The organism is Flaviflagellibacter deserti (assembly GCF_042652085.1).
In the GTDB taxonomy this organism is placed as follows: Bacteria; Pseudomonadota; Alphaproteobacteria; order Rhizobiales; family Methylopilaceae; genus Flaviflagellibacter; species Flaviflagellibacter deserti.
On sequence record NZ_JBHSJF010000002.1, the window covers coordinates 165,174 to 189,010 of the forward strand.

Below are 23,837 nucleotides of genomic sequence, written 5' to 3' on the forward strand. Positions count from 1 at the left end.
TTCATGCTTCACACTCCCGCGACCGAACCCTACCGCGCACCGTTCGATGTGCTGCCCGGCAGACCGGGCAACCGGCTTCTCATTCTCTGCGACCACGCGACGAATGCGTTGCCGCCAGCCTATGGCACGCTCGGCCTAGCGGATTCCGAGTTCCGCCGCCACATTGCATATGACATAGGCGCCCGTTGGGTGACGCACGCGCTTTCCGAAAAGCTCGGTGCGCCGGCCATCCTGTCGGGCTTTTCGCGATTGCTGATCGACCCCAATCGCGGTCCGGACGATCCTACCCTGGTGATGCGGTTGTCCGACGGCGCGGTGATACCCGGCAATGGTCGGATCGACGAGGCCGAGGTCGTGGAGCGGACGCGGCTATACCACGAGCCCTACCACGCCGAGATCAAGCGGCAGATCGATGCCATGCTAGGGGCCGGCGATGTGCCGGTGATCCTTTCAGTGCACAGTTTCACGCCCAATTGGAAGACGGTCGCCCGGCGCTGGCACGCGGCCTTGCTCTGGGACAAGGACCCGCGGTTCGCACGACTGCTGATCGATGCGCTCGAGGCCGACGGCGATCTCGTGGTCGGCGACAACGAACCCTATGACGGCGCGCTGGAGCGCGACACCCTCTACACCCACGGAACCGTGCGCGGGCTGCCGCATGCGTTGATCGAGATCAGGCAGGACCTTATCTCGGAGGAGACGCAGGCGATCGCCTGGGCGGAGCGTCTGGCGCGGATCATCCCGCCGATGCTGGACGGCCCTGCGCTGTCGCAGATCGAATATTGGGGCTCACGGGCTCACGATGGACGCCGGGCGCCGCCCGTGCCGGCCGACAAGGAACAGAGATGAGCGATATCGACCAGAAGACGATGACTGAACTCGAAGCGGCGGCGTTCCGCCGGCTCGTCCGGCATCTGCGCGAGCGCGCCGACGTGCAGAACATCGACATGATGAACCTCGCCGGGTTCTGCCGGAACTGCCTGTCGAACTGGATGAAGGACGCCGCCGACGAAAAGGGCGTGCCGCTGACCAAGGACGAGAGCCGCGAGCTCGTCTACGGCATGACCTACGACGAGTGGAAGACGAAAAATCAGGCAGAGGCGACGCCGGACCAGCAGAAGGCGTTCGCGGAGCGCCAGGGCCACTGACCACCAATTAAGAGGGCGAACCCCCGCTTTCCACAGGGCTGGGTGCGGGCGTTCAGCTTTTCTTGACCCTGCCAGCCGGGTGGCCCAAACGAGGGCTCCTCTTTTGTACCCAGTAGGTATCCAGCATGAGCATGGCCATGACCGAACCCTCCCCGACGGATGTCGCGAAGGACCAGCTTCTCTCGATCATCGAGCGCATCGAGCGTCTCGAAGAGGAGAAGAAGGGCATTTCCGACGACATCAAGGAGGTCTACGCCGAGGCCAAGGGCAATGGCTTCGACACCAAGGTGCTGCGCAAGGTCATCTCGATCCGCAAGCAGGATTCCGCCGAGCGGCAGGAGCAGGACGCGATCCTGGAGCTTTACCTCAGCGCGCTTGGAATGCCGACCTGACGCAGCGCGCCGGTTTGGATCAGGCGGATGTTCCGCCGTCGATCTTCAGGTTTGCTCCAGTGACGTAGGAGGCTTCGGGGCTTGCGAGATAAGCGACAAGCCCCGCGACCTCATCATCGACGCCGTATCGCTTCAGCGCGATCATCTCCCGCATCCTGTCCCCGGTGGAGTCTTGCGGCTGGACCTGCCGCCGGGCCTGACGCAGGAGTTCGGTGTCGATGCGCCCGGGCTGGACATTGTTGATGGTGATGCCGCGCGGCCCGAGGTCGCGGGCGAGACCGCGTGTCAGGCTGGCGACCGCGCCCTTGGTCATCGCATAGACGCTCGCTCCGCTGGTGGGCATGAAGTCGCTGCTGATACTGCCGATATTGATGATCCTGCCCCCTTGGCCCATGTGCCGCAGGGCCTCCTGCGTGGCGACGAACAATCCCCGGATGTTCACCGCGATCATCTGATCGAGGTCCTTGAGCGCGTAGTCCTCGATCTTGCCGAGATAGGAGATGCCGGCATTGTTCACGAGGATGTCGATAGCGCCGAACTCCTCGACGGTCTTCGACACGGCTGCTTTCACATCGTTGACGTCCGCGCTGTCCGCCTGGATCGAGATCGCTCGACCGCCGTCGGCCTCGATCGTCCGGACCACGACATCCGCGGCCTGCTTTGAATCGGCATAGGTGAAGGCGACCGCCGCGCCTTCATGGCCGAACCGCCTGGAGATCGCTGCCCCTATCCCGCGAGACCCCCCGGTGACCAGGGCCACCTTGCCAACCAAACCTGCCATCGTCCGTCTCCGCGCATTACCGGATGCGTTGGACATGGAGCGACGATGGCGATGGGGGATGTGCGTTTACGCTTGGCAGACATGAGAAAACCGATGGGTCGGAGCGCCGGCGCAGGGCTTCTAGACGATCAGGCGCTTGCGGATGGCCTGCGCCACCGCATGGACCCGGCTGGTCGAGCCAAGCTTGCGGGCGGCGGAAGCGATGTGGTGCTCAGCCGTCCGCTCGGAGATGCTGAGGATCTGTCCGATCTCCCAATTGGTTTTTCCACGGCTGCACCAGTAGAGGCACTCGCGTTCGCGCTTGGCCAGCGCCGGAGGATGGCTCGCCGCGTGATTTGAATCGAGCTCGGCGGGATCTGTGATGCCCACGATCGCGATCCCACCCGTGAAGCTGCCGACCTTGATGTCGCAATAACCTCGCGAGATGATCCCCGCCGGCGGGCCCACCGATCTCAGCACGCGGTAATGGGCGAGAAGCTCGCCGCCCGTCTTGATCGTCTGCTCGATCCTGCTCTCCAGCTCCGGGCGATCCTCGGCGTGGACGCGGCTCAGGAATTCACCCGACGGTATCCCTTCGAGTGCCCGGTCCGGCTCGATCGAGAACACGCTCGCCACCATGGGGGAGACGGTGACCAGATCGAGGCAGATGCTCCAGTCCCACGTCCCGAGGAAACGGGAGCCGGCCGCGATATAGGGTTGCAGGATGTCTGCCGTACTCTCTGTCATCGGCTCCCCCGCCGTCACGCCAATGTGAAGGCCTAGGGAACAGGGTTGTGCCCCGCAACTCGGGCAATCCCCGAACATCGGTTGTCATTTGGTCCTGCTAGGATGTCCGTTTTCCTGCAAATATCTGTATTTCTTATGTTTATCCCGTCGCCGATAGCCCCTTGTTGCAAGGCCGTGACATTAGCTCGCGGATCGGAGTTTCCACAGCGGCGATCGGCCTGAAGTCGAGGCCTCGAAAGGGCCTACGGGTGAGCGCGCGGGAAACCGTGGCGTTCCGAGAGCGCGATCAGGATCGCGTCCTTGTCGGCGATCAGGGCGCGTCCCTCGAACGAGCCGGTCTGATGAGGCGGCTTCTCTCCCTCCGCCAGCATCAATAACGGAAGGGATTGATTGCCCTCGCCCGCCGCGCGGATCACTTCCATGCGCGGCCGCGGCCACGGAATCCGTTCGACGTCGAGATTGGTCGCGAGTTGCGGAAACGATGCGAGCACGCCTTCGATCAGCGCGCAGTGCCAGCAAAAGAAGATCTGGCCGGGATAGGCGGGATCCTCGAAGCCGGGTCTCAGCAGGAAGAGCCTATCTCTCATGAGGTCCGTCTGCGATGGACCTCCAGAACCCGTCAACCGCGCGGCAGGAGCGTCGCGGTCTGCTGCGGTCCGAAGCTCTGGGTGCGGAGCAGGGCGACCGAGGAGCCCTTGAAGGCGCCGCTGTCGAGACCACCGGTCGGATTGGCGGTGAAGGTGACGGCGAGCACCTTGGTCGGCTGGGAGAGCATGCCGTTGACCTGGGCGAAGTCCGGATGGGCCATGGAGGCCTCGGGATCGCTCATGGTGCGATTGGGCGACAGGGCAACAGCCGGCACGTCCTTGTCGAGGACGTTGGGCGAGGAACGCAGCGCCGCGGTCTGAACAGGCTGCGGCTTCGGACGGCGCTGCGTCACGTCGCGCACGGCGGCGGCGAGGAGGCGGGCCGCTTCGGCGCCTGAGGTGGCGAGACCGCCGGCAGAGGCCGCGACGGGGGCCGGGCGCATGGCCGGCATCGGAACACCTGGGGCATTCGCGGCGGTCAACGCGGCAGGGGTCGTGCTCGACAGCGGACGCGGCATCGGCATGGCGACCTGGGCTGCCGGTGTCGGCGGGGCGGCGGACGGTTCGCTCTGCAGAGCGGCGAGTTCGTAGGCTGCGGAAGCGCGGCCGACGGCGGCCTGCGGGCCAGCCTGCCAGGCCATCTGCGGGCCGGCGGGGACTTCAGGCGCGGCATAGGCCATGGCCGGGCGGGCCGACGGCATCGGAACCGGCGCGATGGAAGCGATCGCGGCAACCGCCGTCGGGGCCGGGGCGGTTTCCGGCGCCGGTGGCGGAGCCTTGGCGACCGCAGTAGCCGGCGTCGTATCCGACACCGGAGCCGTGGTCTCCTCGTCGTCGTCCCCGCCGCCGATCATGCGCGAGAGGAAGCCGCCGCTCCTGGATGTGTTGGACGCGACCATGGTCGAGCTGGATGCCGGCATGCCCTTGACGGTCGCACCGTTGCGCTTCAGGTCGGCCAGAGCCAGCGCATAGTTCTTCAGCGGCTTGCCGTCGGCCGGCAGATGCACCGTGCGGCCATCCGGGAAGACCTTCGCGAGCTGATCGCGCGACATGCGCGGCCACATACGGACATTGCCGACGTCCAGATGGACGAAAGGAGTGCCGGAGCTCGGATAGAAGCCGACGCCGCCGCGCTGCAGGCGCAGACCGGCTTCGCGGATCTTGCTCATCGGCACGTCGGGGACATGGATGTCCATTGCGTGGCCGAGCGTGTGCTGGCTGAACTTCGCGACGCCGCTGGAGCGCGACCGCAGCATGGCGTTGGTCTCCGGCGAGCGGTAGGCGGAGATGATCTGGATCGGCTCCCTGGAGCCGGCATCCTTCTGCACTTCCCAGACGACGTCGAAGAGCCGCGGCTCCATCGTCGTTTCCTTCTGGTTTCGCCAGTCGCGCAGGAAATGGTTGAGCTGCTTCAGAGCGCTCTGATCGTAGCGGCCGTTCTTCTTGAAGGTGACGGTGATCCGTTCCTTCGAGTGCGTGTGATAGAAGCTGAGGGTACGGGTGTCGCCATTGGCGATGGCATTCTGGGTGCCGCTCGAGCCGACGACAAGAATACCAGCGGACAGCGCAACGATCGCGGAGGAGCGCGAGAGCTTCGTGACGAGGCGGCTTTTGCCTGCGGAGACTTTCGTCACGCGTTATTTTCCCCACACCCAAACGCCCCGGTGAGGAGCGTGAACAACGATGTCGAGTGTTCCCCCGTTTGGTAAACGGCACCTTAAGTGCACGAAATACCAGGAACCTCTCTTTCAACTTGTTGCCGAACAAAATGGCAAAAAAGGAGCGAAAGGAAAAGAAAATTGGGGCGATGCAGCCGAGCCGCACCACCCCAGCGGTGGAAAACAGAGGAAATTAGTTAGTCTTCGCAGAGGCTTGGATCTGACCTCCGAGACCGAGCGCGGCCCGCATCTTACGGTCATGTCCGTAGATGTCGTTGCGGGTGACCAGATTGCCATCCGGGCCGATGTCGGCGGTGAAGTAGGTCAGATGGACCGGAAGCTTATGGGCGAGGTCGATTCGACGCTCGGATCCGCCGATCAGCTTTTTCATGCGCGCCGCGTTCCAGTCGGTGCCTTCCAGCAGTACGTCGGCCAGGGCGAAGGGGTCCTGCACGCGGACGCAGCCGTGGCTGTAGGCGCGCACCGCATTGGCGAACAGGTTCCGGCTCGGCGTGTCGTGCAGATAGACCGCGTGCTGGTTGGGGAACATGAACTTGATGTGCCCGAGAGCGTTCCGCTCGCCCGGAGGCTGGCGGATGCGAATCCTCTTCATGTTGACCGAGTACCAGTCGACCATCGTGGAATCGATCACGACCGGGCGCTTGCCCGAGACGTCGAGCACTTCCATGCCCTGACGGGCCAGATAGGTCGGATCGCGCTGGAGGTTCGGCAGCATTTCCTTCGATGCGATGGAATACGGCACGTTCCAGGACGGATTGACGATGATGAATTCCATCTCGTCCGAGAAGACCGGCGTCTGGTTCTGCGGCTTGCCGACGACGACCCGGGTCTCGTGCGCGACCTGACCGTCGCGGACGATGCGGGCCATGTATTCGGGGATGTTGACCATGATGTGCGTCTGGCCCAGATCGCGCGGCAGCCAGCGCCAGCGTTCCATGTTGACCAGGATCGTCGAGGTCGGATCGGCCGGCGTGTCACGTCGGTTCAGGGCCTGGGTGCTGGCCTTGCCGACCGAACCGGTCGGCTTGAGGCCGTTCTTTCTTTGGAATGCCTTCACGGCTTCTACCAGCGCCGGATCGAAGACATTGTCCATGCCCGCCGGCAGACCGAGGCGGGTGCGGAGCAGCGGAACGCGATCGTCCACCATGCCGGGCTTCAGGACGGCACCGCCGGGAACTTCCGGCGGAGGCGCGGCCGACGGTTCGACAGCCTTGGCGCGAAGCTCGGCGAGCTTGGTCTTGAGCGCCTTGAAGCCGGCGTGAGGCGGGTTGTAGCTCTCCAGCCAGTCGGCGGCGCCATCGTTCGCCGCAAGCGTATTCAGCACGCTGGCCGGCGTCGGCCGCTGCGGCTCGGCGGTGATCAGCGGGCTCAGCGATTTCGGGATGAGGCGTCCGCCCTGCGCCTGACGGGCATAGGCGACGGCCGCGTGCGAAAGCGTGATCTCGGCGGCGGCGAGCCGGGCCAGCGAGGTGTCGGTGGCATTGGCATCCGGCAGGACGAAGGCCGCGGCATCGAGGCCTTCCTCGTCGGCGCGGGCGATGCGGGCCATCACGGCCTTGGCCTTCTCCGAGAGATGGCCGTCGGCGATCCAGAGCGGAGCGTTGTTGCGCTGGGCGTAGAAGGCGACGACCTCCGGGTCTTCCTTCGCCTCGGCGAGTTTCTTGGCGATGACGCCCTCGATCGTCTCGACCGGAGCCGGGGGCTCGGCGGCGACGACGGGAGCGGCGGGTTGTTGCGGCTCCTGTGCCTGCTCGACGGGAGCCACGGGAGGCGTGGCCGGCTCGGCGGGAGCCGTCGACTGCAAAGCCGGCTGAGATTGCTGGGTCTCATCCGCCGGTCGATTGGCTACGGCGGGCGGCGGGGAGGTAGGCGAGGCCTCCGGGCTTGGAGTGGATGCTGCCGCCTCGGCACCCGGCGTCGCCGGGGCGATGGGAGCGGTTTCTTGCGCCAGGGCCGTGGTGGCAAGCAGCACCGCGGCCAAGAAGCCGATCCCAGAAGACGCGCGCATGCAGGGTTCTCCGTTGCCCTCTCGGGACTTAATCTATGCCTGTTCCGCCCCGCATTGTGAATCCGAAAGCGGCTTTCACGCGGCGGCTTCAGGCGGTGTCGTGTCCGGTGCGCCACACGGCGTATCGGTAAGGTTGAGGTCGCTCAACTTGCGATAGAGCGTCGACCGGCCGATGCCGAGCCGGCGCGCGATCTCGGTCATCTGCCCCTCGTAGTGATTGAGTGCGTGCGAGATGACGTCGCGTTCAATCTCTTCCAAGGGCCTGACGTGGCCATCCGGCTTCGTCAAAGCGAGGCCACGCACGATATTTTTTGCAGGAACAGGCGGTTGCGCCGGTTTCTCGGGCTCCGGTACCGCCGGCATAGTCAATTCGGATGAGACGCCCAGCGCCGACGCGATCTGCGGGAATTCGGCGGTCGTCAGTTCGCTGTTCTCTGCCAGCACGACGGCGCGGAAGACCGCATTCTCGAGCTGGCGGACATTGCCCGGCCAGGGATAATTCTCCAGCAGCGCGAGGGCGGCGGGAGCGATCGAGCGCACCGGGCGGCCTTCCTCGGCGGCGAAGCGCGCGAGGAATAGACGGGCGAGCATGCGGATGTCGGAGGCGCGCTGGCGCAGCGGCGGGATGCCGACCGGGAAGACGCCGAGACGATAATAGAGGTCTTCGCGGAACGAACCCTGCTTCACCTTATCGATGAGGCTCTGGTTCGTCGCCGAGACGACGCGGATGTCGACGCGGACCGCTTTCTTGCCGCCGACAGGATCGACCTCGCCGTCCTGCAGGACGCGGAGCAGCTTGACCTGGGCTTCCGGCGGAAGATCGCCGACCTCGTCGAGGAACAGCGTGCCGCCATGCGCCTCGACGAATTTGCCGGCGTGCTTCTCCGTCGCTCCGGTGAAGGCGCCGCGTTCGTGGCCGAACAGGACGCTTTCGACCAGATTGGCGGGAATGGCGCCGCAATTGACGGCGACGAAGGGTTTGCCGGCGCGCTCGCTGGAGGCGTGGATGGCGCGGGCGAAGACATCCTTGCCGGTGCCGGTCTCGCCTTCGAGCAAAACCGGGATGTTCGAGCTCGCGGCGCGGCGGCCGAGATGCAGCGCGGCCTGCATGGTCTCGCTGCGGGTCTGGATATCGTCGAACGAGAGGCGGTTCGACTGCCTTTTGCCGATGCGGCGGACCTCGCCTTCGAGTTCCCTGGCGCGGAGCGCATTCCGGACCGAGACCTGGAAACGCTCGGGGCCGACCGGCTTCACGACGAAATCGGCGGCTCCAGCGCGCATCGCGGAGATGATGGTGTCGATCGAGCCGTTCGCGGTCTGGACCACGACGGGGACGTCGATCCCGGCCTTCTTCAGCCGCTCCAGCACGGCGAAGCCGTCAAGGTCCGGCATGACGAGGTCGAGCAGCATCAGGTCGACGCCGCCGCGGTCAGGCTGGGACAGGAGTTCGACCGCCTGCTCGCCGCCGTCCATCACGATCGGCTCATAGCCGAACCGGCGCGCCATCGCCTCCAGCAGTCTGCGCTGGACGGCGTCGTCGTCGACAATGAGAAGTGTGCCGCTCATCGGCAGCGCGGGTCCGGATCGAGGGAATCGTGCCGCATCCTTGGCCCGAGACGGTAAACAGGTGCTTACCTTTCCCGGGCGGGCAATACTTGTCAGTAGGCGACCGTGATCTGCTCGTGGTGATGGCCCGGGTGCTCGGCTTCGTCAGCCATTGCAATGGCATAGTCGGCATAGGAGATGCGGCTGTCGCCGTTTGCATCCGCGAGAAGTCGGGTTGTGCCGAGCCGGTATTTGCCGGTGCGTTCGCCGGGTCCGATAAGGGCAGGCGGGGAGACGAACACCCAATCGACATCGCGGATCGGACGAAGCGCATCGACGAAGGTCACGCCCGGTATCGCAATCGACAGCCATTCTTTCGGGAATTCCGGCGAATCGATCAGGCGAGAGCCGTCGGGCAGATAGAGGCTCGCGGCGCCGCCGACGACGAGAAAGCGGCTCACACCGGCATTCTTGAGTGCCGTCAGGTAGGACGGTGCGTCGATCGTTTCGAAATGCAGTGCCGAGATCACGAGGTCGTGGCCGCGCAGCGTGGATGCCAGCCAGCCGGCTTCAGCGACACTTCCCGAAATCAGCCTGGCGCCTGGTGGCAAGGGCTTGCCTTCGACATTCCGGGCAATGCCGGTGACCTGATGTCCGCGTTCCGCGAGTTCGCTCACGATGTGCGAACCGATATTGCCGGTTGCTCCTACGACAGCGATCTTCATTGTGGTCTCCTGGGGGCTCTAGGTATCTATTGGATACCAAGTAGCCGTATGTTACTTGGCTGAGAAGACGGCACTTTCAGGTGACCAAGTCAGCTTCAGGAGACCGCTATGCGGGGAAATGTGCTCGATCCGAATTGCCCGACGCGAAAGGTGCTCGACCGGGTGGCGGACAAATGGAGCGTGCTCGTTCTCATCCTCTTGGCCGACGGGCCGCTGCGCTTCAGCCAGCTAAAGCGACAGATCGGCGGCATTTCGCAGAAGATGCTGACGCAGACGCTGCGCAAGCTGGAGCGGGACGGGCTGGTGAACCGCACCGTCACTCCGACCGTTCCTATCACGGTCGAATATTCGATGACCCCGCTCGGCCGTTCGCTCGCCGGGGCGGTCGGCGCGATCCGGACCTGGGCCGAAACGAACTTCGATCACATCGTCACGGCGCAGCAGACATACGATACGTCCGCGCAGGCGGGTTGATCATGTCCCGTGAGCACGCGATATGGTTGGAGACGCTTCGTCCTTCGCGAGGATCCCACTTTGCTCCGTACGTTTCCGCTGCGTGACTCCGCCGAACCCGCTTCCGCTCCCGCGCTCGGCGACCTGCCGGAATGGAATCTCGCCGATCTCTATCCGGCAATGGATTCGCCGGAAGTCGCGGCCGACCTGAAGAAGGCGAACGCGGACGCCGAGGTGTTCGCGGCAAAGTTCAAGGGCCATCTCTCGGAGCTTGCCGAAAAGGGTTCGCTGATCGAGGCGGTGAAAGCCTATGAGGCGCTCGACGACCTGATGGGCCGTCTCGGCTCCTATGCCGGCCTCGTCTATGCCGGCGACACGACCGATCCGAAGCGCGCAAAGTTCTACGGTGACGTGTCCGAGAAGCTGACCGACGCCTCGGCGCATCTGATCTTCTTCTCGCTCGAACTGAACGCGATCGACGACGCAGTGCTGGACCGTGCGCTCGAAGATGCCGCGCTGGGCCATTACAAGCCGTTCTTCGACGATGTCCGCAAGGAACGCCCGCACCAGCTCGAACCCCGCGTCGAGCAGCTCTTCCACGAGAAGTACACGGTCGGCCGTGGCGCCTGGAACCGGCTCTTCGACGAGACCATCGCGGCGCTGAAATTCGAGGTAGGCGGCGAGACGCTGACCCTCGAGCCGACGCTCAACCTGATGCAGGAATCGAAGGAAGAGCGCCGCAAGGCGGCTTCCGACGCGCTGGCCAAGGTGTTCGGCGAGAACCTGCGCACCTTCACCCTGATCACCAACACTTTGGCTAAGGACAAGGAAATCTCCGACCGCTGGCGCAATTTCGAGGATGTCGCGGATTCGCGGCATCTGGCGAACCGCGTCGAACGTGAGGTCGTCGATGCGCTGGTCGCTTCGGTGCAGGTGGCCTATCCGCGCCTGTCGCACCGCTATTACGCGCTGAAGGCGAAGTGGTTCGGCAAGGATCGGCTGGAGCACTGGGACCGCAACGCGCCGCTGCCGAAGGTCGAGCAGCGGACGATCCCCTGGATCGAGGCCAAGGACACGGTGTTGTCGGCCTATCACAGCTTCTCGCCGCGCATGGCCGACATCGCACGCGAGTTCTTCGACAAGAACTGGATCGACGCTCCCGCGCGTCCGGGCAAGGCACCGGGCGCCTTCGCGCACCCCACGACGCCGTCGGCGCATCCTTATGTGCTGGTCAATTATCTCGGCAAGCCGCGGGACGTGATGACACTCGCTCACGAGCTCGGTCATGGCGTGCATCAGGTGCTCGCCGCGCCGAACGGTCCGTTGATGGCGCCGACGCCGCTGACTCTGGCGGAGACCGCCAGCGTGTTCGGCGAGATGCTGACCTTCCGCAAGATCCTGGACGGCACGACCGATCCGCTGCAGAAGAAGGCGCTGCTGGCCTCGAAGGTCGAGGACATGATCAACACGGTCGTCCGGCAGATCGCCTTCTATACGTTCGAGCGGAAGGTCCATCTGGAGCGCCGCGAAACCGGCGAACTGACCAGCGATCGGCTGAACGAGATCTGGCTCGAAGTACAGGCCGAGAGCCTCGGCCCGGCGATCCGCTTCAACCCCGGCTACGAGACGTTCTGGACCTATATCGGCCACTTCATCCACTCGCCGTTCTACGTCTACGCCTATGCCTTTGGCGATTGCCTCGTGAACTCCCTCTATGCGGTCTACGAGAAATCGCATGAGGGCTTCGCCAATCGTTATTTCGAGCTCTTGGCGGCGGGCGGCACGAAGCATCATTCCGAACTGCTGAAGCCATTCGGCCTCGACGCGCGCGACCCGGCCTTCTGGCAGACCGGCCTCGGCCTGATCGACCGCATGATCACGGAGCTGGAGGAGCTGGAGACGGCGTGAGCGGCGACGTCGGCGCTTTTGCCCACACGCCCTACGACGGCTCGCACAAGCCGTTCACGATCGGCATGAGCCTGCTCGATCCGCGCGAGTGGATCGAGGTCGATGGACATATCGGGCGCTACCTCGCCGAGAAGGACGAACTCTTCGCCACATCGAGGGACGTCGTGTTCCGCGAGGAGACCGAGACGCGGGCGGCGCAGGGCGAAGTGCTGGCCATGCTGGCCGATTTCCTGCCGCAGCGTTTCCCGGAGACCTATCGCCGCGATGGCTCGCGGATCGAAATCGTGCCGCTGGGCCGCTCAATCGATCTCGATGGCGGTGAGCCGCCGCTGATGACGGCCTCCCGCTTCGTCCAGGAAGACCTCTGCCTGATGCGCGACGGTCCGGGCGGTTACCGATTGGCCGCAGCTTCTCTCTGCTTTCCGTCGTCATGGTCGCTCGCCGAGAAGTTCGGCGCCACGCTCGACGGGCTTCACGGCAACGTGCCCGGCTATGCCGGCGGCTTCGGCCCACGCATGAACCGCATCTTCTCCAATCTCCGCACCGAGCTGCCGGCACAGCGGCTGAACTGGTCGCTCTATGCCGATGACGAGCTCCACCACCCAGCCTCGAAAGCGCGGCCGCGGCACTGGTTCGATGCTGAGGCGGGGGACTTTGGGGCATTCGTCAGGGTCGAGCGGCAGACGCTGCGGCGCCTTCCGGTGTCCGGCGACATCCTGTTCACGATCCGCATCTACGTGGACCCGGTCGATGCATTCCGCCGCCACCCGGACGGAGCGCGGCTCGCGGCGGGACTTCGCGATGATATCCTGCGGCTGGACGAGGCGCAGCTGACTTACAAAGCATTGCTGGAGGGACGCGATCGCGTTGCGTCGGCCCTTGGCGAGATCGCAGGATCGAATGGCTGACGACCGCGAACGGAACCGCTTCTCCAGCCGCCTGTCCCGCTACGCCCGTGTCGGCACCGGTATCGGTGGCGTGGCTGCGCGGATGGCGGGCGCACGGCTGACCGGCGGAACAGATCGCGGGAGGGCGGCAGCAGACCTCGCGAGCGCGCTCGGCGGGCTGAAGGGGCCGCTGATGAAGGTGGCACAGCTGCTCGCCACCATTCCCGACGCAGTCCCGCCCGAATATGCCGCCGAGCTGATGAAGCTGCAGAGCGAGGCGCCACCGATGGGGGCCGCGTTCGTCAAGCGGCGTATGGCGTCGGAGCTCGGGCCGGACTGGCGTTCGAAATTCGCCGAGTTCGACCTGACGCCGGCTGCTGCCGCATCGCTCGGCCAGGTGCATCGCGCCACCACGCTCGGCGGCGAGGCGGTCGCCTGCAAGCTGCAATATCCGGAGATGGCGTCGGCGGTGGAGGCGGACCTGGCCCAGCTCAGGATCGTGCTCGGTGTCCACCGCCGCATGGACCCGGCGATCGACACCCGCGAGATCGCGCAGGAGATCGGCGCGCGCGTCCGCGAGGAGCTGGATTACCGCCGCGAGGCGAAGCACGCGGCGCTATACGCCGCGATGCTGCGGGACACGCCGGAGGTGCGGGTTCCGAGTGTGCATCCGGATTTGTCGACCGGGCGATTGCTGACGCTCGGCTGGCTCGATGGGAAGAGGCTGCTGACGTTCAAGAACGAGCCGCTCGAGGTCCGCAACCGCATCGCCACCGCGATGTTCAAGGCATGGTGGCATCCGTTTGCGCATTTCGGTGTCATCCACGGCGACCCGCATCTCGGCAATTACACCGTCTTCAGCGGCGAGGACGGCGAGCCGGCGGGCATCAACCTGCTGGACTATGGCTGCATCCGCATCTTCCCGCCGCGCTTCGTGGCGGGCGTGGTCGACCTTTATCACGGCCTCCGCGAGAACGACCGGGCGAGGATCGTCGGCGCCTATGAGAGCTGGGGATTCAAGGGACTGTCGAACGACCTGATTGACGTGCTGAACGTCTGGGCGCGGTTCATCTACGGGCCGCTGCTTCAGGACAAGGTCCAGGCGATCGCAGGGAAGGGGATTTCGCCGACGGAATACGGGCGCAAGCAGGCCTTCGAGGTGCACAAGGCGCTGAAGGAAAAGGGCCCGGTGACGGTTCCGCGCGAGTTCGTGTTCATGGACCGTGCCGCGATCGGGCTCGGCGGGGTCTTCCTGCATCTGCGCGCCGAAATGAATTTCTATCGCCTTTTCAATCAGGAGATAGAGGATTTCTATCTACCCAAGGTAGCGGAGAGGCAAAACGACGCGCTCGTATCGGCGGGTCTCCCCGATCACGTCGCACAACTGTAGAAATACCTTCAATCTCGCTCTGGAAACGCCTCGCCGAATGGTGGCGAATTCACGGCGAACGCCGTTGCCCTAACGAAACCTTTCCGATAAAGGCGGCGTGGAAATTCATTCCATTCGCAATGGGGGACAGTCATGGCCGAACACGGCAGGACCGAATACGCCACCGCTGCCGGCAACGACCTGCCGGAGCATGAGGCGACCTATGCCAACGTCATGAAGCTGACCAAGGTCGGCACCGTGGCCGTCCTCTGCGTCGTCGTCGCCCTCGGCATCTGGGGCACCGTCGGCTCCGTCTTCTGGACGGCGTTCGGCGTCCTGTTCGCCATTGTCACCCTCGTCATCGGCATGGTGCGCGACAGCGCGGTTCCGCCCGCTGGCCTCCTTGTTCTCCTGTTGCTCGCCTGGGCATTGATGGTCTGATTGCTATGCGCATTTCCGTTCTGAGTGAAACCGATCCGAACGAGGGGCGCGTCGCCGCCACTCCGGAAACCGTCAAGAAGCTGAAGGGCCTTGGCGCCGACGTCGTCGTGCAGAAGGGCGCGGGCATCCGCTCGGGCATCCTCGACGCCGACTACGAAGCCGCCGGCGCGACGATCGAAGGCACCGCCTCGAAGATCGCCGCGAAGTCCGACGTGATCCTCGCCGTGCGCCGTCCGACGGTCGCGCAGATCGACGGCGCCAATGTCGGCGCAGCCGTGATCTCGATCATGGACCCGTATGGCAACGAGGCCGAGCTGGCGAAGATCGCCGGCACGAAGACCTCCGCCTTCGCGATGGAGCTGATGCCGCGCATCACTCGCGCGCAGGTCATGGACGTGCTGTCGTCGCAGGCGAACCTCGCCGGCTACCGAGCCGTGATCGACGCCTCGGCCGAATATGGCCGTGCCTTCCCGATGATGATGACCGCCGCCGGCACGGTTCCGGCCGCGCGCGTCTTCATCATGGGCGTCGGCGTCGCCGGCCTCCAGGCCATCGCGACCGCCCGCCGCCTCGGCGCCATCGTGACCGCGACCGATGTTCGCCCGGCCACGAAGGAGCAGGTCGAATCTCTCGGCGCGAAGTTCATCGCCGTCGAGGACGACGAGTTCAAGCAGGCCGAGACCTCCGGCGGCTACGCCAAGGAGATGTCGAAGGAATATCAGGCCAAGCAGGCCGAGCTCGTCGCTTCGCACATCGCCAAGCAGGACGTGGTCATCACCACCGCCCTGATCCCCGGCCGTCCGGCTCCGAAGCTCGTCACCAAGGCGATGGTCGAGTCGATGAAGCCGGGTTCGGTGCTGATCGACCTCGCGGTCGAGCGCGGCGGCAATGTCGAGCTCGCCAAGGCAGGCGAGGTCGTCATCCATAACGGCGTGAAGATCGTCGGCCACCTCAACGTCGCCGGCCGTCTCGCGGCCTCGGCTTCGGCGCTCTATGCCAAGAACCTGATCGCGTTCCTCGAAACGCTGATCGACAAGGAAAAGAAGACCCTTGCGATCAATTGGGACGACGAGCTCGTCAAGGCGACCGGCCTGACCCGCGACGGCGCCGTGGTCCACGACCAGTTCAAAGGCGGCTCGTCCGCCAAGCCGACGGCCAAGCCCGCCGCTGAGAAGCCTGCTGCTGACAAGCCGGCGGCGAAGCCTGCTGCCGCCAAGTCGACCGCCACCAAGACCGCTGCCGCGAAGCCTGCCGCCGCCAAAACGCCGGCTGCTCCGCGCAAGCCCGCGGCTCCCAAGTCTGCACCCAAGCCCAAGGACGCCTGATAATGGTTCAGCTCGCTCAAGCGACCGTGCCGTCCGAGGCCGTTGTTGACGGTGCGGCGGCAGCCGCACACGCCGCCACCGGCATCGACCCGTTCGTCTTCCGTTTCGCGATTTTCGTGCTCGCGATTTTCGTTGGCTACTACGTGGTCTGGAGCGTCACCCCGGCGCTGCACACGCCGCTGATGGCCGTCACCAACGCCATCTCGTCGGTCATCGTGGTCGGCGCGGTGTTGTCGGTCGGCGTCAGCCTCGATCTCGGCGGCGACGGACCGATCTGGGCCCGTGCCCTCGGCTTCTTCGCGCTGGTACTCGCCTCCGTGAACATCTTCGGCGGCTTCCTCGTCACCCAGCGCATGCTGGCGATGTATAAGAAAAAGGGCTGAGCGCGTGATCAACATCGCCCAATTCCTCTACCTCGCCGCGGGTATCCTGTTCATCCTCGCGCTGCGCGGCCTGTCGCACCCGACGACCTCGCGCCAGGGCAACATGTACGGCATGGCCGGCATGGGCATCGCGATCGTGACCACGCTCGTGATCTCGCCTCCGGCGGACTTCCTCAGCTGGCTGCTCGTCGTCGGCGGCATCGCCATCGGCGGCACGATCGGCGCGGTGATCGCCAAGCGCATCGCCATGACCGACATGCCGCAGCTCGTCGCGGCCTTCCACTCGCTGGTCGGTCTCGCCGCGGTGCTCGTGGCTGCCGGCGCGCTCTACGCGCCTGACGCGTTCGGCATCGGCGAACCCGGAGAGATCCACAAGTCGAGCTTGATCGAGATGTCGCTCGGCGTCGCCATCGGCGCGATGACCTTCACCGGTTCGATCATCGCGTTCCTCAAGCTCGCGGCGATGATGTCGGGCAAGCCGATCATCCTGCCGGCGCGCCATCTGCTGAACATCGCGCTGGCCGGCGGTCTCGTCCTGCTCATCGCGATCTTCTTCGCCACCGAGAGCCACCTCGTGTTCTGGGCGATCACGGTCGTCGCGCTGGTCCTCGGCGTCACCCTGATCATCCCGATCGGCGGCGCGGACATGCCGGTCGTCGTGTCGATGCTCAACTCCTATTCGGGTTGGGCCGCGGCCGGCATCGGCTTCACCCTCGGCAACTTGGCGCTGATCATCACCGGCGCGCTGGTCGGCTCCTCGGGTGCGATCCTGTCCTACATCATGTGTAAGGGCATGAACCGCAGCTTCTTCTCGGTGATCCTCGGTGGCTTCGGCGGCGAAGTCGCGGCGGGCGCCGGCAAGGTCGAGACCCGTCCGGTCAAGCAGGGCTCGGCGGACGACGCGGCCTTCATCATGAAGAACGCCGAGAAGGTCATCATCGTGCCGGGCTACGGCATGGCGGTTGCCCAGGCGCAGCATGCCACCCGCGAAATGGCGGACATGCTGAAGAAGGAAGGCGTCGAGGTTAAGTACGCCATTCACCCGGTCGCCGGCCGCATGCCGGGCCATATGAACGTGCTGCTCGCCGAAGCGAACGTGCCGTACGACGAGGTTTTCGAGCTCGAGGACATCAACGCCGAGTTCGCCCAGGCGGACGTGGCGTTCGTCATCGGCGCCAACGACGTGACGAACCCGGTCGCCAAGACCGACCCGTCCTCGTCGATCTACGGCATGCCGATCCTCGACGTCGAAAAGGCCAAGACCGTTCTGTTCATCAAGCGCGGCATGGGCTCCGGCTATGCGGGCGTCGAGAACGAACTGTTCTTCCGCGACAATACGATGATGCTGTTCGGAGACGCCAAGAAGGTCACCGACGAGATCGTCAAGGGTCTCGGCCACTGAGACCGACTCGATCGCAGAAATGAGAAAGGGCGCCGTGAGGCGCCCTTTTGTTTGAGGTGCTCGCCTGCCTCTCTGCGTCCCCCGGACAAGTGCGCGGAGCGCACGCCGATCCGGGGTCCAGTGCATGAGTGCGCCGCAGGCGCTCTTTAGACAAAGTGCGGCTTCGCCGCGAGGAACGCTGGGTCCCGGTTCTCGCGACGTGCTGCGCATCCGGCTCAGAATGAGGCAACCCCATTCTCGGTCATGCCAAGGCTCGGCCTTGGCATCCACGAGTTCACGGCATGTCGAGAGGAACAGGACGTGGGTGGCCGGGACAAGCCCTGCCATGACGGAGAACCTTGACAATATTCCTATCATGTGCTTATCCTCCCGTCATCCTCACCCTGCGAGGGGCGCTGGCCAGGTACCGGCCGGCCGGCGCGGGATGGGGAGCGGCGCCTGCGGGCGGGGTCCGGAACCCCGCTCCCGGGAGGCCGGAGGATGTAGGACGACCGAGAAGGTCGTCTGACGAGCGGGCCCGTCGGGCACCATGACCCGTCCGTGCCTTGCACTGGGGATGAGCCGTGGTCTTCGAAGGCTCTCAAACCTTCGGCGGCCACAGGCCGTGGAAGCGCCCGCCTCCTCCGACTTAACCGCCGTGCGGGGAACGCCTCAGGCATCCACGCAAACCAAACCAGTCAGAGGACGCCGAGGCGTTCCCCGCTCCCTCCGAGGGAGCATTTCTCCGACATCGCTGATCAAGGCAGGCGAGGATGGGGTGTGCCCGGCTCGGTGCTATTTGGGTCGTCGTCCTCCGGCTTGACCGGAGGGCCCATAGGGCGCCCACCGCGTGGCATGGAACCTCCGGTCAAGCTGGAGGATGACGGAACAAAACCTAACCTAAGCGAGGAGGGGAGATATCAATTCACCAGATTATACGTAACGCCCGCTTTGCCGCCGACGCGGGCGAAGGCGTCGCGGGCGCGGGAGTTCTTCGGCGAAACCTGCAAAGCGCGGGCATAGGCCGCCTTGGCGCGCTCGGGATCGTTCATCGCCTCATAGGCGCCGCCGCGGCCGAGCCAGGCATCGACGTTGGAGGGGGCGGAGGCGATGGCGGTGTTGAAGTCGTCGAGCGCGGCCTTCGGATCGTTGGTCGCCAGATAGCTGACGCCACGGGCGATGCGCGGCGGCGGGGCGGAGGCGTCGATCGCGATCGCGCGGGTGAAGTCCTCGATCGCGAACATATGCTGGCTCTGCGCCTGCTGGACGAGACCGCGATTGTGGAACGCCTCGGCGTTCTGCCGGTCCATCTCGATAGCGCGCTGATAATCGTTCAGCGCCGCCTGCAGCTGGCCCGCCTGACGGTAGACGTTTCCGCGGCCGACATAGGCGGCGACGTAGTTCGGATTGGCGTTGATGGCGCGCTCGTAGTCCTGCAGCGCGACCCGGTCTTGACCGAGGCTGTGCTGGGCCAGCGCCCGGTTGGCATAGGCCTTGGCGAAGCTCGGATCGAGCCGCACGGCGGCGTCGAAATCCTGGATCGCTTCCTTGTACTTGCCGGCGCGGGCGAGGGCGGAACCACGGGTGTTGTAGGCTTCCGGATCCTGTGGATTGCGGGCAACGACGTCGCTCAGCGAGGCGATGTTCACCTGCGAGCCGGCGACGGATTCCGTGGCGACCGAGCCGGTGGTCGAGTTCGAGACCGTTTCGCAGCCGGCGAGGAGAACCGCGCAGCTAGCCAGAAGCAGGCTGCGCTTGGCGGTCAGACCGGACAGAGCTGCGAACATCAGGCGGTTACCCCCGGAGTCAAATCAGCGCGTCGGATGACAATGCCATCCCCGCCGAAAATACAAAAGCGCCCGCGGATGGTCCGGGGCGCTCTTGCGACGTATCAGTCTGCGAGCAGCGGATTAGCGCGCTGCGGGCTTCTTCATCGGGATGAGGCCCTCGCGCTGAGCGCGCTTGCGGGCGAGCTTGCGAGCGCGGCGAACGGCTTCGGCCTTCTCGCGTGCCTTCTTCTCGGAAGGCTTCTCGTAGTGACCACGCAACTTCATCTCACGGAAGATGCCTTCGCGCTGCATCTTCTTCTTGAGCGCTTTCAGCGCCTGATCGACGTTGTTGTCACGAACGAGAACCTGCACGGGCAGCCACTTTCCTTCAGAATTTCGGATCAGGGCAGGCCAAGCGCACCGAAGCGTCGAACAAGGCAACTGCCGATTAGGCGGAGCATCTACCAGACGAGTCGCGATTTGTCACGCGCGAACCGCCGGAAATTTACTAATCCGGTTTCAGCCGGTTCACATGGCCCATTTTGCGGCCGCGCTTGACCTGCGCCTTGCCATAGAGATGCAGGTGCGCACCGGGTTCCGCGGCGATCTTCCGCCAGTCGAGCGCTTCCTCGCCGAGGAGGTTCGTCATCTCGGCGCGGCCGAGGCGGGCGGGGGACCCGAGCGGCCAGCCGGCGATGGCGCGGATGTGCTGCTCGAACTGGCTGGTGACCGCGCAGTCCTGCGTCCAGTGGCCGGAATTATGGACGCGGGGGGCGAGCTCGTTGACGAGGATGCGGTCCTTGCCGCCGTCCTTTACCACAAACATCTCGACACCGATGACGCCGACATAATTGAGCGCGTCCGCAACCTTTCTGGCGATTGCGAGTGCTTCCTTCGATGCGGAGGCGGACAGATTGGCCGGCACGGTCGACGTCCGGAGGACGTGGTTCTCATGCCGGTTCTCCGTGACGTCGAAGGCGGCGAACTGGCCGCCGCGGCTGCGAGCGGCGACGACGGAGACCTCGCGCTCGAAGGGGACGAACGCTTCGAGGACCGACGGTTGCTGCAGCAGCGACTGGAACGCCTGGGTGAGATCCGTCTCGGTGCGGATCATCACCTGGCCCTTGCCGTCATAGCCGAAGCGGCGCGTCTTCAGGACCGAGGGGCGGCCGAGCGTCGCGACGGCCTCTTCGAGATCGGCGATGCTGTCGACCCGGGCGAAGTCCGCGAGCGGGATGCCGAGATCGCGAAGAAAGCTTTTTTCCGTGTAGCGATCCTGGGTCGTCGCGAGTGCCTCGGCGTCCGGAAAGAGCGGTCGCTCATTCGCGATGACCTGCGCCGCCCTGTGCGGCACGTTCTCGAACTCATAGGTTACGACGTCGACGCTGGCCACGAAGCGGAGCAGGGCCTCGTAATCGTCGTAGGCGGCGACCGTATGCTGGTAGGCGACATCGAAGGCCGGGCTGTCGGCATCCGGGCAATAGATATGCGTGCGGAAGCCGAGATTGGCGGCCGCGATCGACAGCATGCGGCCAAGCTGTCCGCCGCCGACAATACCGATAACCGCGCCCGGTCGGAGCGCGTCCAGAACAGTATCGTTCACGATCAGACGCCTTCGTTGGAGGGCGTTTCGGCGATCTTCGCCGTCTGGGCCGCACGAAAGGCGTCGAGCCGGCCTGCGAGACCGGGATCGCTGAGCGCAAGCACGCTGGCGGCGAGGAGCGCGGCATTGACCGCGCCGGCCTTGCCGATGGCGAGCGTGCCGACCGGGATGCCGGCAGGCATCTGGACGATCGAGAGCAGGCTGTCCATGCCGGACAGCGCCTTCGATTCGACTGGGACGCCGAATACCGGTAGCGGCGTCAGCGAGGCCGTCATGCCCGGCAGATGCGCGGCGCCGCCGGCGCCGGCGATGACGACCTTGAAGCCTTCCTCACGCGCGCCCTTGGCAAACGAGAACAGCCGCTCCGGCGTGCGGTGGGCCGAGACGATGCGCGATTCCCAGCGGACCTCGAGCGTGTCGAGCGTCTCGGCTGCGTGCTGCATGGTGGCCCAGTCCGACTGACTGCCCATGATGATGGCGACAGGTCGCCCCGCGTCCGCCATAGCGGAACTCCTCGGTCCAGCCCCTAAAAAGAAGGCGCGGACTATATGGACAGGCCTCGGCGAGGGCAAGGTCGTGAAATAGATCGCCAATGTCGTTTCAATGACGCCGGGGCTTGGTTAAGCTTCTCGGACTCTAGGTGTTCGCGTCCTCCCGGCGGAGGGGCGTCCAAACGGAATCGCAGGCCCCGATGACCGTCGCCGAATTCGATCCTTACAAGCTGTCCTCGCCACGCGGATTTCTCGTCCGCATGGTGGTTTTCATCCTTCTCGCGGCGTTCGTCGGGCTGATCCTGCATGAGCAGATCATCCGTGCGTTCATGGCCAATCCGGGCTTGAACGGCCTGATCTTCGGCGTGCTCGGCATCGGCATCATCCTCGCCTTCCGGCAGGTGATCCGGATCTTTCCCGAAGTGCGATGGGTGAACGATTTCCGGGTGTCAGATCCCGGTCTTGCTCTCCGCGACGCGCCGGTGCTGCTGGCGCCGATGGCCTCGCTGCTCGGCAACAGGCTGGGACGGGCGTCGATCTCGACGCTGACGCTGCGTTCCATTCTCGATTCGGTCGGCACCCGCCTCGATGAGTCCCGCGATATCGGCCGCTATCTCACCGGTCTTCTCGTCTTTCTCGGCCTGCTCGGCACATTCTGGGGTCTGCTGGAAACGGTGGGCTCGGTCGGCGGCGTCATCTCCGGGCTTCAGGTTCAGGGCGATGCGGGCGTCATCTTCGAGGACCTGAAGCGCGGTCTTGGCCAGCCTCTCGCCGGCATGGGCATCGCCTTCTCGTCCTCGCTGTTCGGCCTTGCCGGATCGCTGGTGCTCGGCTTCCTCGATCTTCAGGCCGGGCAGGCGCAGAACCGCTTCTACAACGAACTAGAGGACTGGCTTTCCGGCACGGTCGCCGATGCGCGCATCGAGGAGGACGGCGTGTTGAAGCCCGTTCTCGCGGGTGCGCCCATGCCGTCGATCGAACCGCTGACGCAGGGTGTGCAGGGGCTGATTCAGCATCTGCGCGCCGAACAGGCCCTGATCCGCGACTGGATGGAACGGCAATCGGCGCAGAATGACGAGCTCCGGCGGCTGATCGCCGAACGCGTCATCGGCCGCGACATGCGGAACTGAGATGGCAGGCCGCGCCCGCCGCCGCGAGCGGCAGATCGATTACTGGCCGGGATTCGTCGATGCGCTGTCGACGCTTCTCATGGTCATCATCTTCCTGCTCTGTGTGTTCGTCGTCGCCCAATTCGTGCTGATGCGCGAAGTCACTGGCAAGGACACCGCTCTGGCGCGACTGAACTCGCAGATCGCCGAACTCAGCCAGTTGCTGGCTCTTGAGCGGACCGGCAAGCGCTCGGCGCTCGAGGAACTGGCATCGATCCAGGCCAGCCTGGCGACCGTCGAGGCTGAGCGTGACCAGCTCAAGACCCAGGCCGCGGCGGGAGCCGGAGCCGCGGCCGACGCCGGCGGACGGGCCGACACTCTCTCGACCGAACTCGGGCAGCAGAAGGAGATATCGTCGCGGGCGCTGGCGCAGGTCGAATTGCTGAACCAGCAGATCGCGGCACTCCGCCGCCAGATTGGCGCGTTGGAAGATGCGCTCGAGGCCTCCGAGGCGCGAGGGCGGGAGAGCCAGGCGAAGATATCCGATCTCGGCTCGCGCCTGAACGTCGCCTTGGCGCAGCGGGTGCAGGAACTCGCGCGCTATCGCTCCGACTTCTTCGGACGTCTGCGTGACATTCTGGCCGACCGACCGGACATTCGCGTCGTCGGCGACCGCTTCGTGTTCCCGTCGGAAGTCTTCTTCGATGTCGGGTCGGCCTCGATCTCCGCTTCCGGGCTCCAGCAGCTCGACAAGCTGGCGGGCGCCTTGCAGCAACTCGCCGGGCAGATCCCACCGGAAATAAACTGGGTCCTGCGCGTCGACGGTCACACCGACAAGCGGCCGCAGCGCTCGGCGCTTTACCCGTCGAACTGGGAATTGTCGGCCGCGCGCGCCATCGAGGTGGTGAAGTATCTCATCTCGAAGGGAGTCTCGCCGCAACGGCTCGTCGCGGCTGGTTTCGGCGAGTATCAGCCGCTCGACAATGCCGACACCGAAGAGGCCTATGCGCGCAACCGGCGCCTGGAGCTCAAGCTGACGGAGCGGTGACGTGGGTGTTCCGGGGCCGCGAAGCGGAGCCGGAACCCATACTCCGCAGCGTTTCACAACGAGCACAGGGGTTATGGAT

At 65.1% G+C, this 23,837-nt stretch carries 23 protein-coding genes and 1 pseudogene; 13 read left to right on the forward strand and 11 right to left on the reverse strand.

Annotated elements, in window-relative coordinates; translation table 11 throughout:
• Positions 1-3 precede the first annotated feature (3 nt).
• From ACFPFW_RS02960 to ACFPFW_RS02970, 3 genes are all read left to right on the forward strand, one after another.
• The gene (locus tag ACFPFW_RS02960) at positions 4-849 is read left to right on the forward strand and encodes an N-formylglutamate amidohydrolase (RefSeq protein ID WP_114957380.1); all 846 of its coding nucleotides are present in this window, start codon (positions 4-6) and stop codon (positions 847-849) included.
• Positions 846-1,148 (forward strand): DUF1244 domain-containing protein, encoded by a 303-nt coding sequence (locus ACFPFW_RS02965; RefSeq protein ID WP_114957381.1) that lies wholly within the window; start codon positions 846-848, stop codon positions 1,146-1,148. The genes ACFPFW_RS02960 and ACFPFW_RS02965 overlap by 4 nt, the downstream gene beginning before the upstream one ends.
• 137 nt (positions 1,149-1,285) lie before the next feature.
• Positions 1,286-1,540 (forward strand): DUF2312 domain-containing protein, encoded by a 255-nt coding sequence (locus tag ACFPFW_RS02970; protein ID WP_114957382.1) that lies wholly within the window; start codon positions 1,286-1,288, stop codon positions 1,538-1,540.
• A 19-nt stretch (positions 1,541-1,559) separates the two neighbouring features.
• Here ACFPFW_RS02970 and ACFPFW_RS02975 read toward each other — a convergent pair whose 3' ends face one another.
• The 7 genes from ACFPFW_RS02975 to ACFPFW_RS03005 form a co-directional block, all read right to left on the reverse strand.
• Complete coding sequence (locus ACFPFW_RS02975; protein WP_114957383.1) at positions 1,560-2,321, reverse strand: SDR family NAD(P)-dependent oxidoreductase; 762 nt, start codon at positions 2,319-2,321, stop codon at positions 1,560-1,562.
• Positions 2,322-2,441: 120 nt separating this feature from the next.
• Entirely contained in the window at positions 2,442-3,047 is a 606-nt protein-coding gene (locus tag ACFPFW_RS02980) for a LuxR C-terminal-related transcriptional regulator (protein WP_379769357.1), read from the reverse strand.
• A 242-nt stretch (positions 3,048-3,289) separates the two neighbouring features.
• Positions 3,290-3,634: a DUF3088 domain-containing protein gene (locus ACFPFW_RS02985; protein WP_114957385.1), complete on the reverse strand. Its 345-nt coding sequence runs from the start codon at positions 3,632-3,634 to the stop codon at positions 3,290-3,292.
• A gap of 32 nt (positions 3,635-3,666) precedes the next feature.
• A complete protein-coding gene (locus ACFPFW_RS02990; protein WP_114957386.1) occupies positions 3,667-5,268 on the reverse strand; it encodes a peptidoglycan L,D-endopeptidase MepK in 1,602 nt (533 codons plus the stop codon).
• A gap of 217 nt (positions 5,269-5,485) precedes the next feature.
• Positions 5,486-7,321, reverse strand: a complete 1,836-nt coding sequence (locus tag ACFPFW_RS02995; RefSeq protein ID WP_114957387.1) for a L,D-transpeptidase family protein — start codon at positions 7,319-7,321, stop codon at positions 5,486-5,488.
• Positions 7,322-7,396: 75 nt separating this feature from the next.
• On the reverse strand, positions 7,397-8,887 hold the full coding sequence (locus tag ACFPFW_RS03000; protein ID WP_114957388.1) for a sigma-54-dependent transcriptional regulator: 1,491 nt from the start codon (positions 8,885-8,887) through the stop codon (positions 7,397-7,399).
• A gap of 92 nt (positions 8,888-8,979) precedes the next feature.
• A complete protein-coding gene (locus tag ACFPFW_RS03005) occupies positions 8,980-9,591 on the reverse strand; it encodes an NAD(P)-dependent oxidoreductase (protein WP_114957389.1) in 612 nt (203 codons plus the stop codon).
• Positions 9,592-9,699: 108 nt separating this feature from the next.
• Here ACFPFW_RS03005 and ACFPFW_RS03010 point away from each other — a divergent pair, with 108 nt between their 5' ends.
• The 8 genes and pseudogenes from ACFPFW_RS03010 (at position 9,700) to ACFPFW_RS03045 (ending at position 17,759) form a co-directional block, all read left to right on the forward strand.
• Entirely contained in the window at positions 9,700-10,065 is a 366-nt protein-coding gene (locus ACFPFW_RS03010; RefSeq protein ID WP_114957390.1) for a winged helix-turn-helix transcriptional regulator, read from the forward strand.
• 159 nt (positions 10,066-10,224) lie between these two features.
• Positions 10,225-11,952 (forward strand): M3 family oligoendopeptidase, encoded by a 1,728-nt coding sequence (locus tag ACFPFW_RS03015; protein WP_379769390.1) that lies wholly within the window; start codon positions 10,225-10,227, stop codon positions 11,950-11,952.
• The gene (locus tag ACFPFW_RS03020) at positions 11,949-12,860 is read left to right on the forward strand and encodes a heme-dependent oxidative N-demethylase family protein (protein WP_379769364.1); all 912 of its coding nucleotides are present in this window, start codon (positions 11,949-11,951) and stop codon (positions 12,858-12,860) included. Before ACFPFW_RS03015 ends, ACFPFW_RS03020 begins: the two co-directional genes overlap by 4 nt.
• Positions 12,853-14,229 (forward strand): ABC1 kinase family protein, encoded by a 1,377-nt coding sequence (locus tag ACFPFW_RS03025; RefSeq protein WP_114957391.1) that lies wholly within the window; start codon positions 12,853-12,855, stop codon positions 14,227-14,229. Before ACFPFW_RS03020 ends, ACFPFW_RS03025 begins: the two co-directional genes overlap by 8 nt.
• A 132-nt stretch (positions 14,230-14,361) precedes the next feature.
• Positions 14,362-14,649 carry an aa3-type cytochrome c oxidase subunit IV gene (locus ACFPFW_RS03030; protein ID WP_114957392.1) on the forward strand — a complete coding sequence of 96 codons (288 nt, stop codon included), beginning with the start codon at positions 14,362-14,364 and terminating at the stop codon, positions 14,647-14,649.
• Positions 14,650-14,654: 5 nt separating this feature from the next.
• Entirely contained in the window at positions 14,655-15,974 is a 1,320-nt protein-coding gene (locus ACFPFW_RS03035; protein WP_114957393.1) for a Re/Si-specific NAD(P)(+) transhydrogenase subunit alpha, read from the forward strand.
• A 47-nt stretch (positions 15,975-16,021) separates the two neighbouring features.
• Positions 16,022-16,357, forward strand: a pseudogene (locus ACFPFW_RS03040) (proton-translocating transhydrogenase family protein); the annotation flags it as partial.
• A gap of 4 nt (positions 16,358-16,361) precedes the next feature.
• Positions 16,362-17,759, forward strand: coding sequence for an NAD(P)(+) transhydrogenase (Re/Si-specific) subunit beta (locus tag ACFPFW_RS03045; protein ID WP_114957395.1), 1,398 nt, complete (start codon positions 16,362-16,364; stop codon positions 17,757-17,759).
• Positions 17,760-18,658: 899 nt separating this feature from the next.
• Here ACFPFW_RS03045 and ACFPFW_RS03050 read toward each other — a convergent pair.
• The 4 genes from ACFPFW_RS03050 to purE all read right to left on the reverse strand — a co-directional run bounded on the left by ACFPFW_RS03050 (position 18,659) and on the right by purE (position 21,613).
• Positions 18,659-19,525, reverse strand: coding sequence for a tetratricopeptide repeat protein (locus ACFPFW_RS03050; protein WP_114958713.1), 867 nt, complete (start codon positions 19,523-19,525; stop codon positions 18,659-18,661).
• Between the two features lie 123 nt (positions 19,526-19,648).
• Entirely contained in the window at positions 19,649-19,879 is a 231-nt protein-coding gene (gene rpsU, locus ACFPFW_RS03055) for a 30S ribosomal protein S21 (protein ID WP_114958714.1), read from the reverse strand.
• 136 nt (positions 19,880-20,015) lie between these two features.
• The gene (locus ACFPFW_RS03060) at positions 20,016-21,110 is read right to left on the reverse strand and encodes a 5-(carboxyamino)imidazole ribonucleotide synthase (RefSeq protein ID WP_379769371.1); all 1,095 of its coding nucleotides are present in this window, start codon (positions 21,108-21,110) and stop codon (positions 20,016-20,018) included.
• Positions 21,111-21,112: 2 nt separating this feature from the next.
• Positions 21,113-21,613, reverse strand: a complete 501-nt coding sequence (gene purE, locus ACFPFW_RS03065) for a 5-(carboxyamino)imidazole ribonucleotide mutase (protein ID WP_114958715.1) — start codon at positions 21,611-21,613, stop codon at positions 21,113-21,115.
• 188 nt (positions 21,614-21,801) lie between these two features.
• On the opposite strand from purE, the gene ACFPFW_RS03070 reads away from it, so the two are divergent.
• Together ACFPFW_RS03070 and ACFPFW_RS03075 are read left to right on the forward strand one after the other, a co-directional pair.
• Positions 21,802-22,731, forward strand: coding sequence for a flagellar motor protein MotA (locus ACFPFW_RS03070; RefSeq protein WP_114958716.1), 930 nt, complete (start codon positions 21,802-21,804; stop codon positions 22,729-22,731).
• Between the two features lies 1 nt (position 22,732).
• Entirely contained in the window at positions 22,733-23,758 is a 1,026-nt protein-coding gene (locus ACFPFW_RS03075) for a peptidoglycan -binding protein (RefSeq protein ID WP_114958717.1), read from the forward strand.
• Positions 23,759-23,837: the final 79 nt, after the last annotated feature.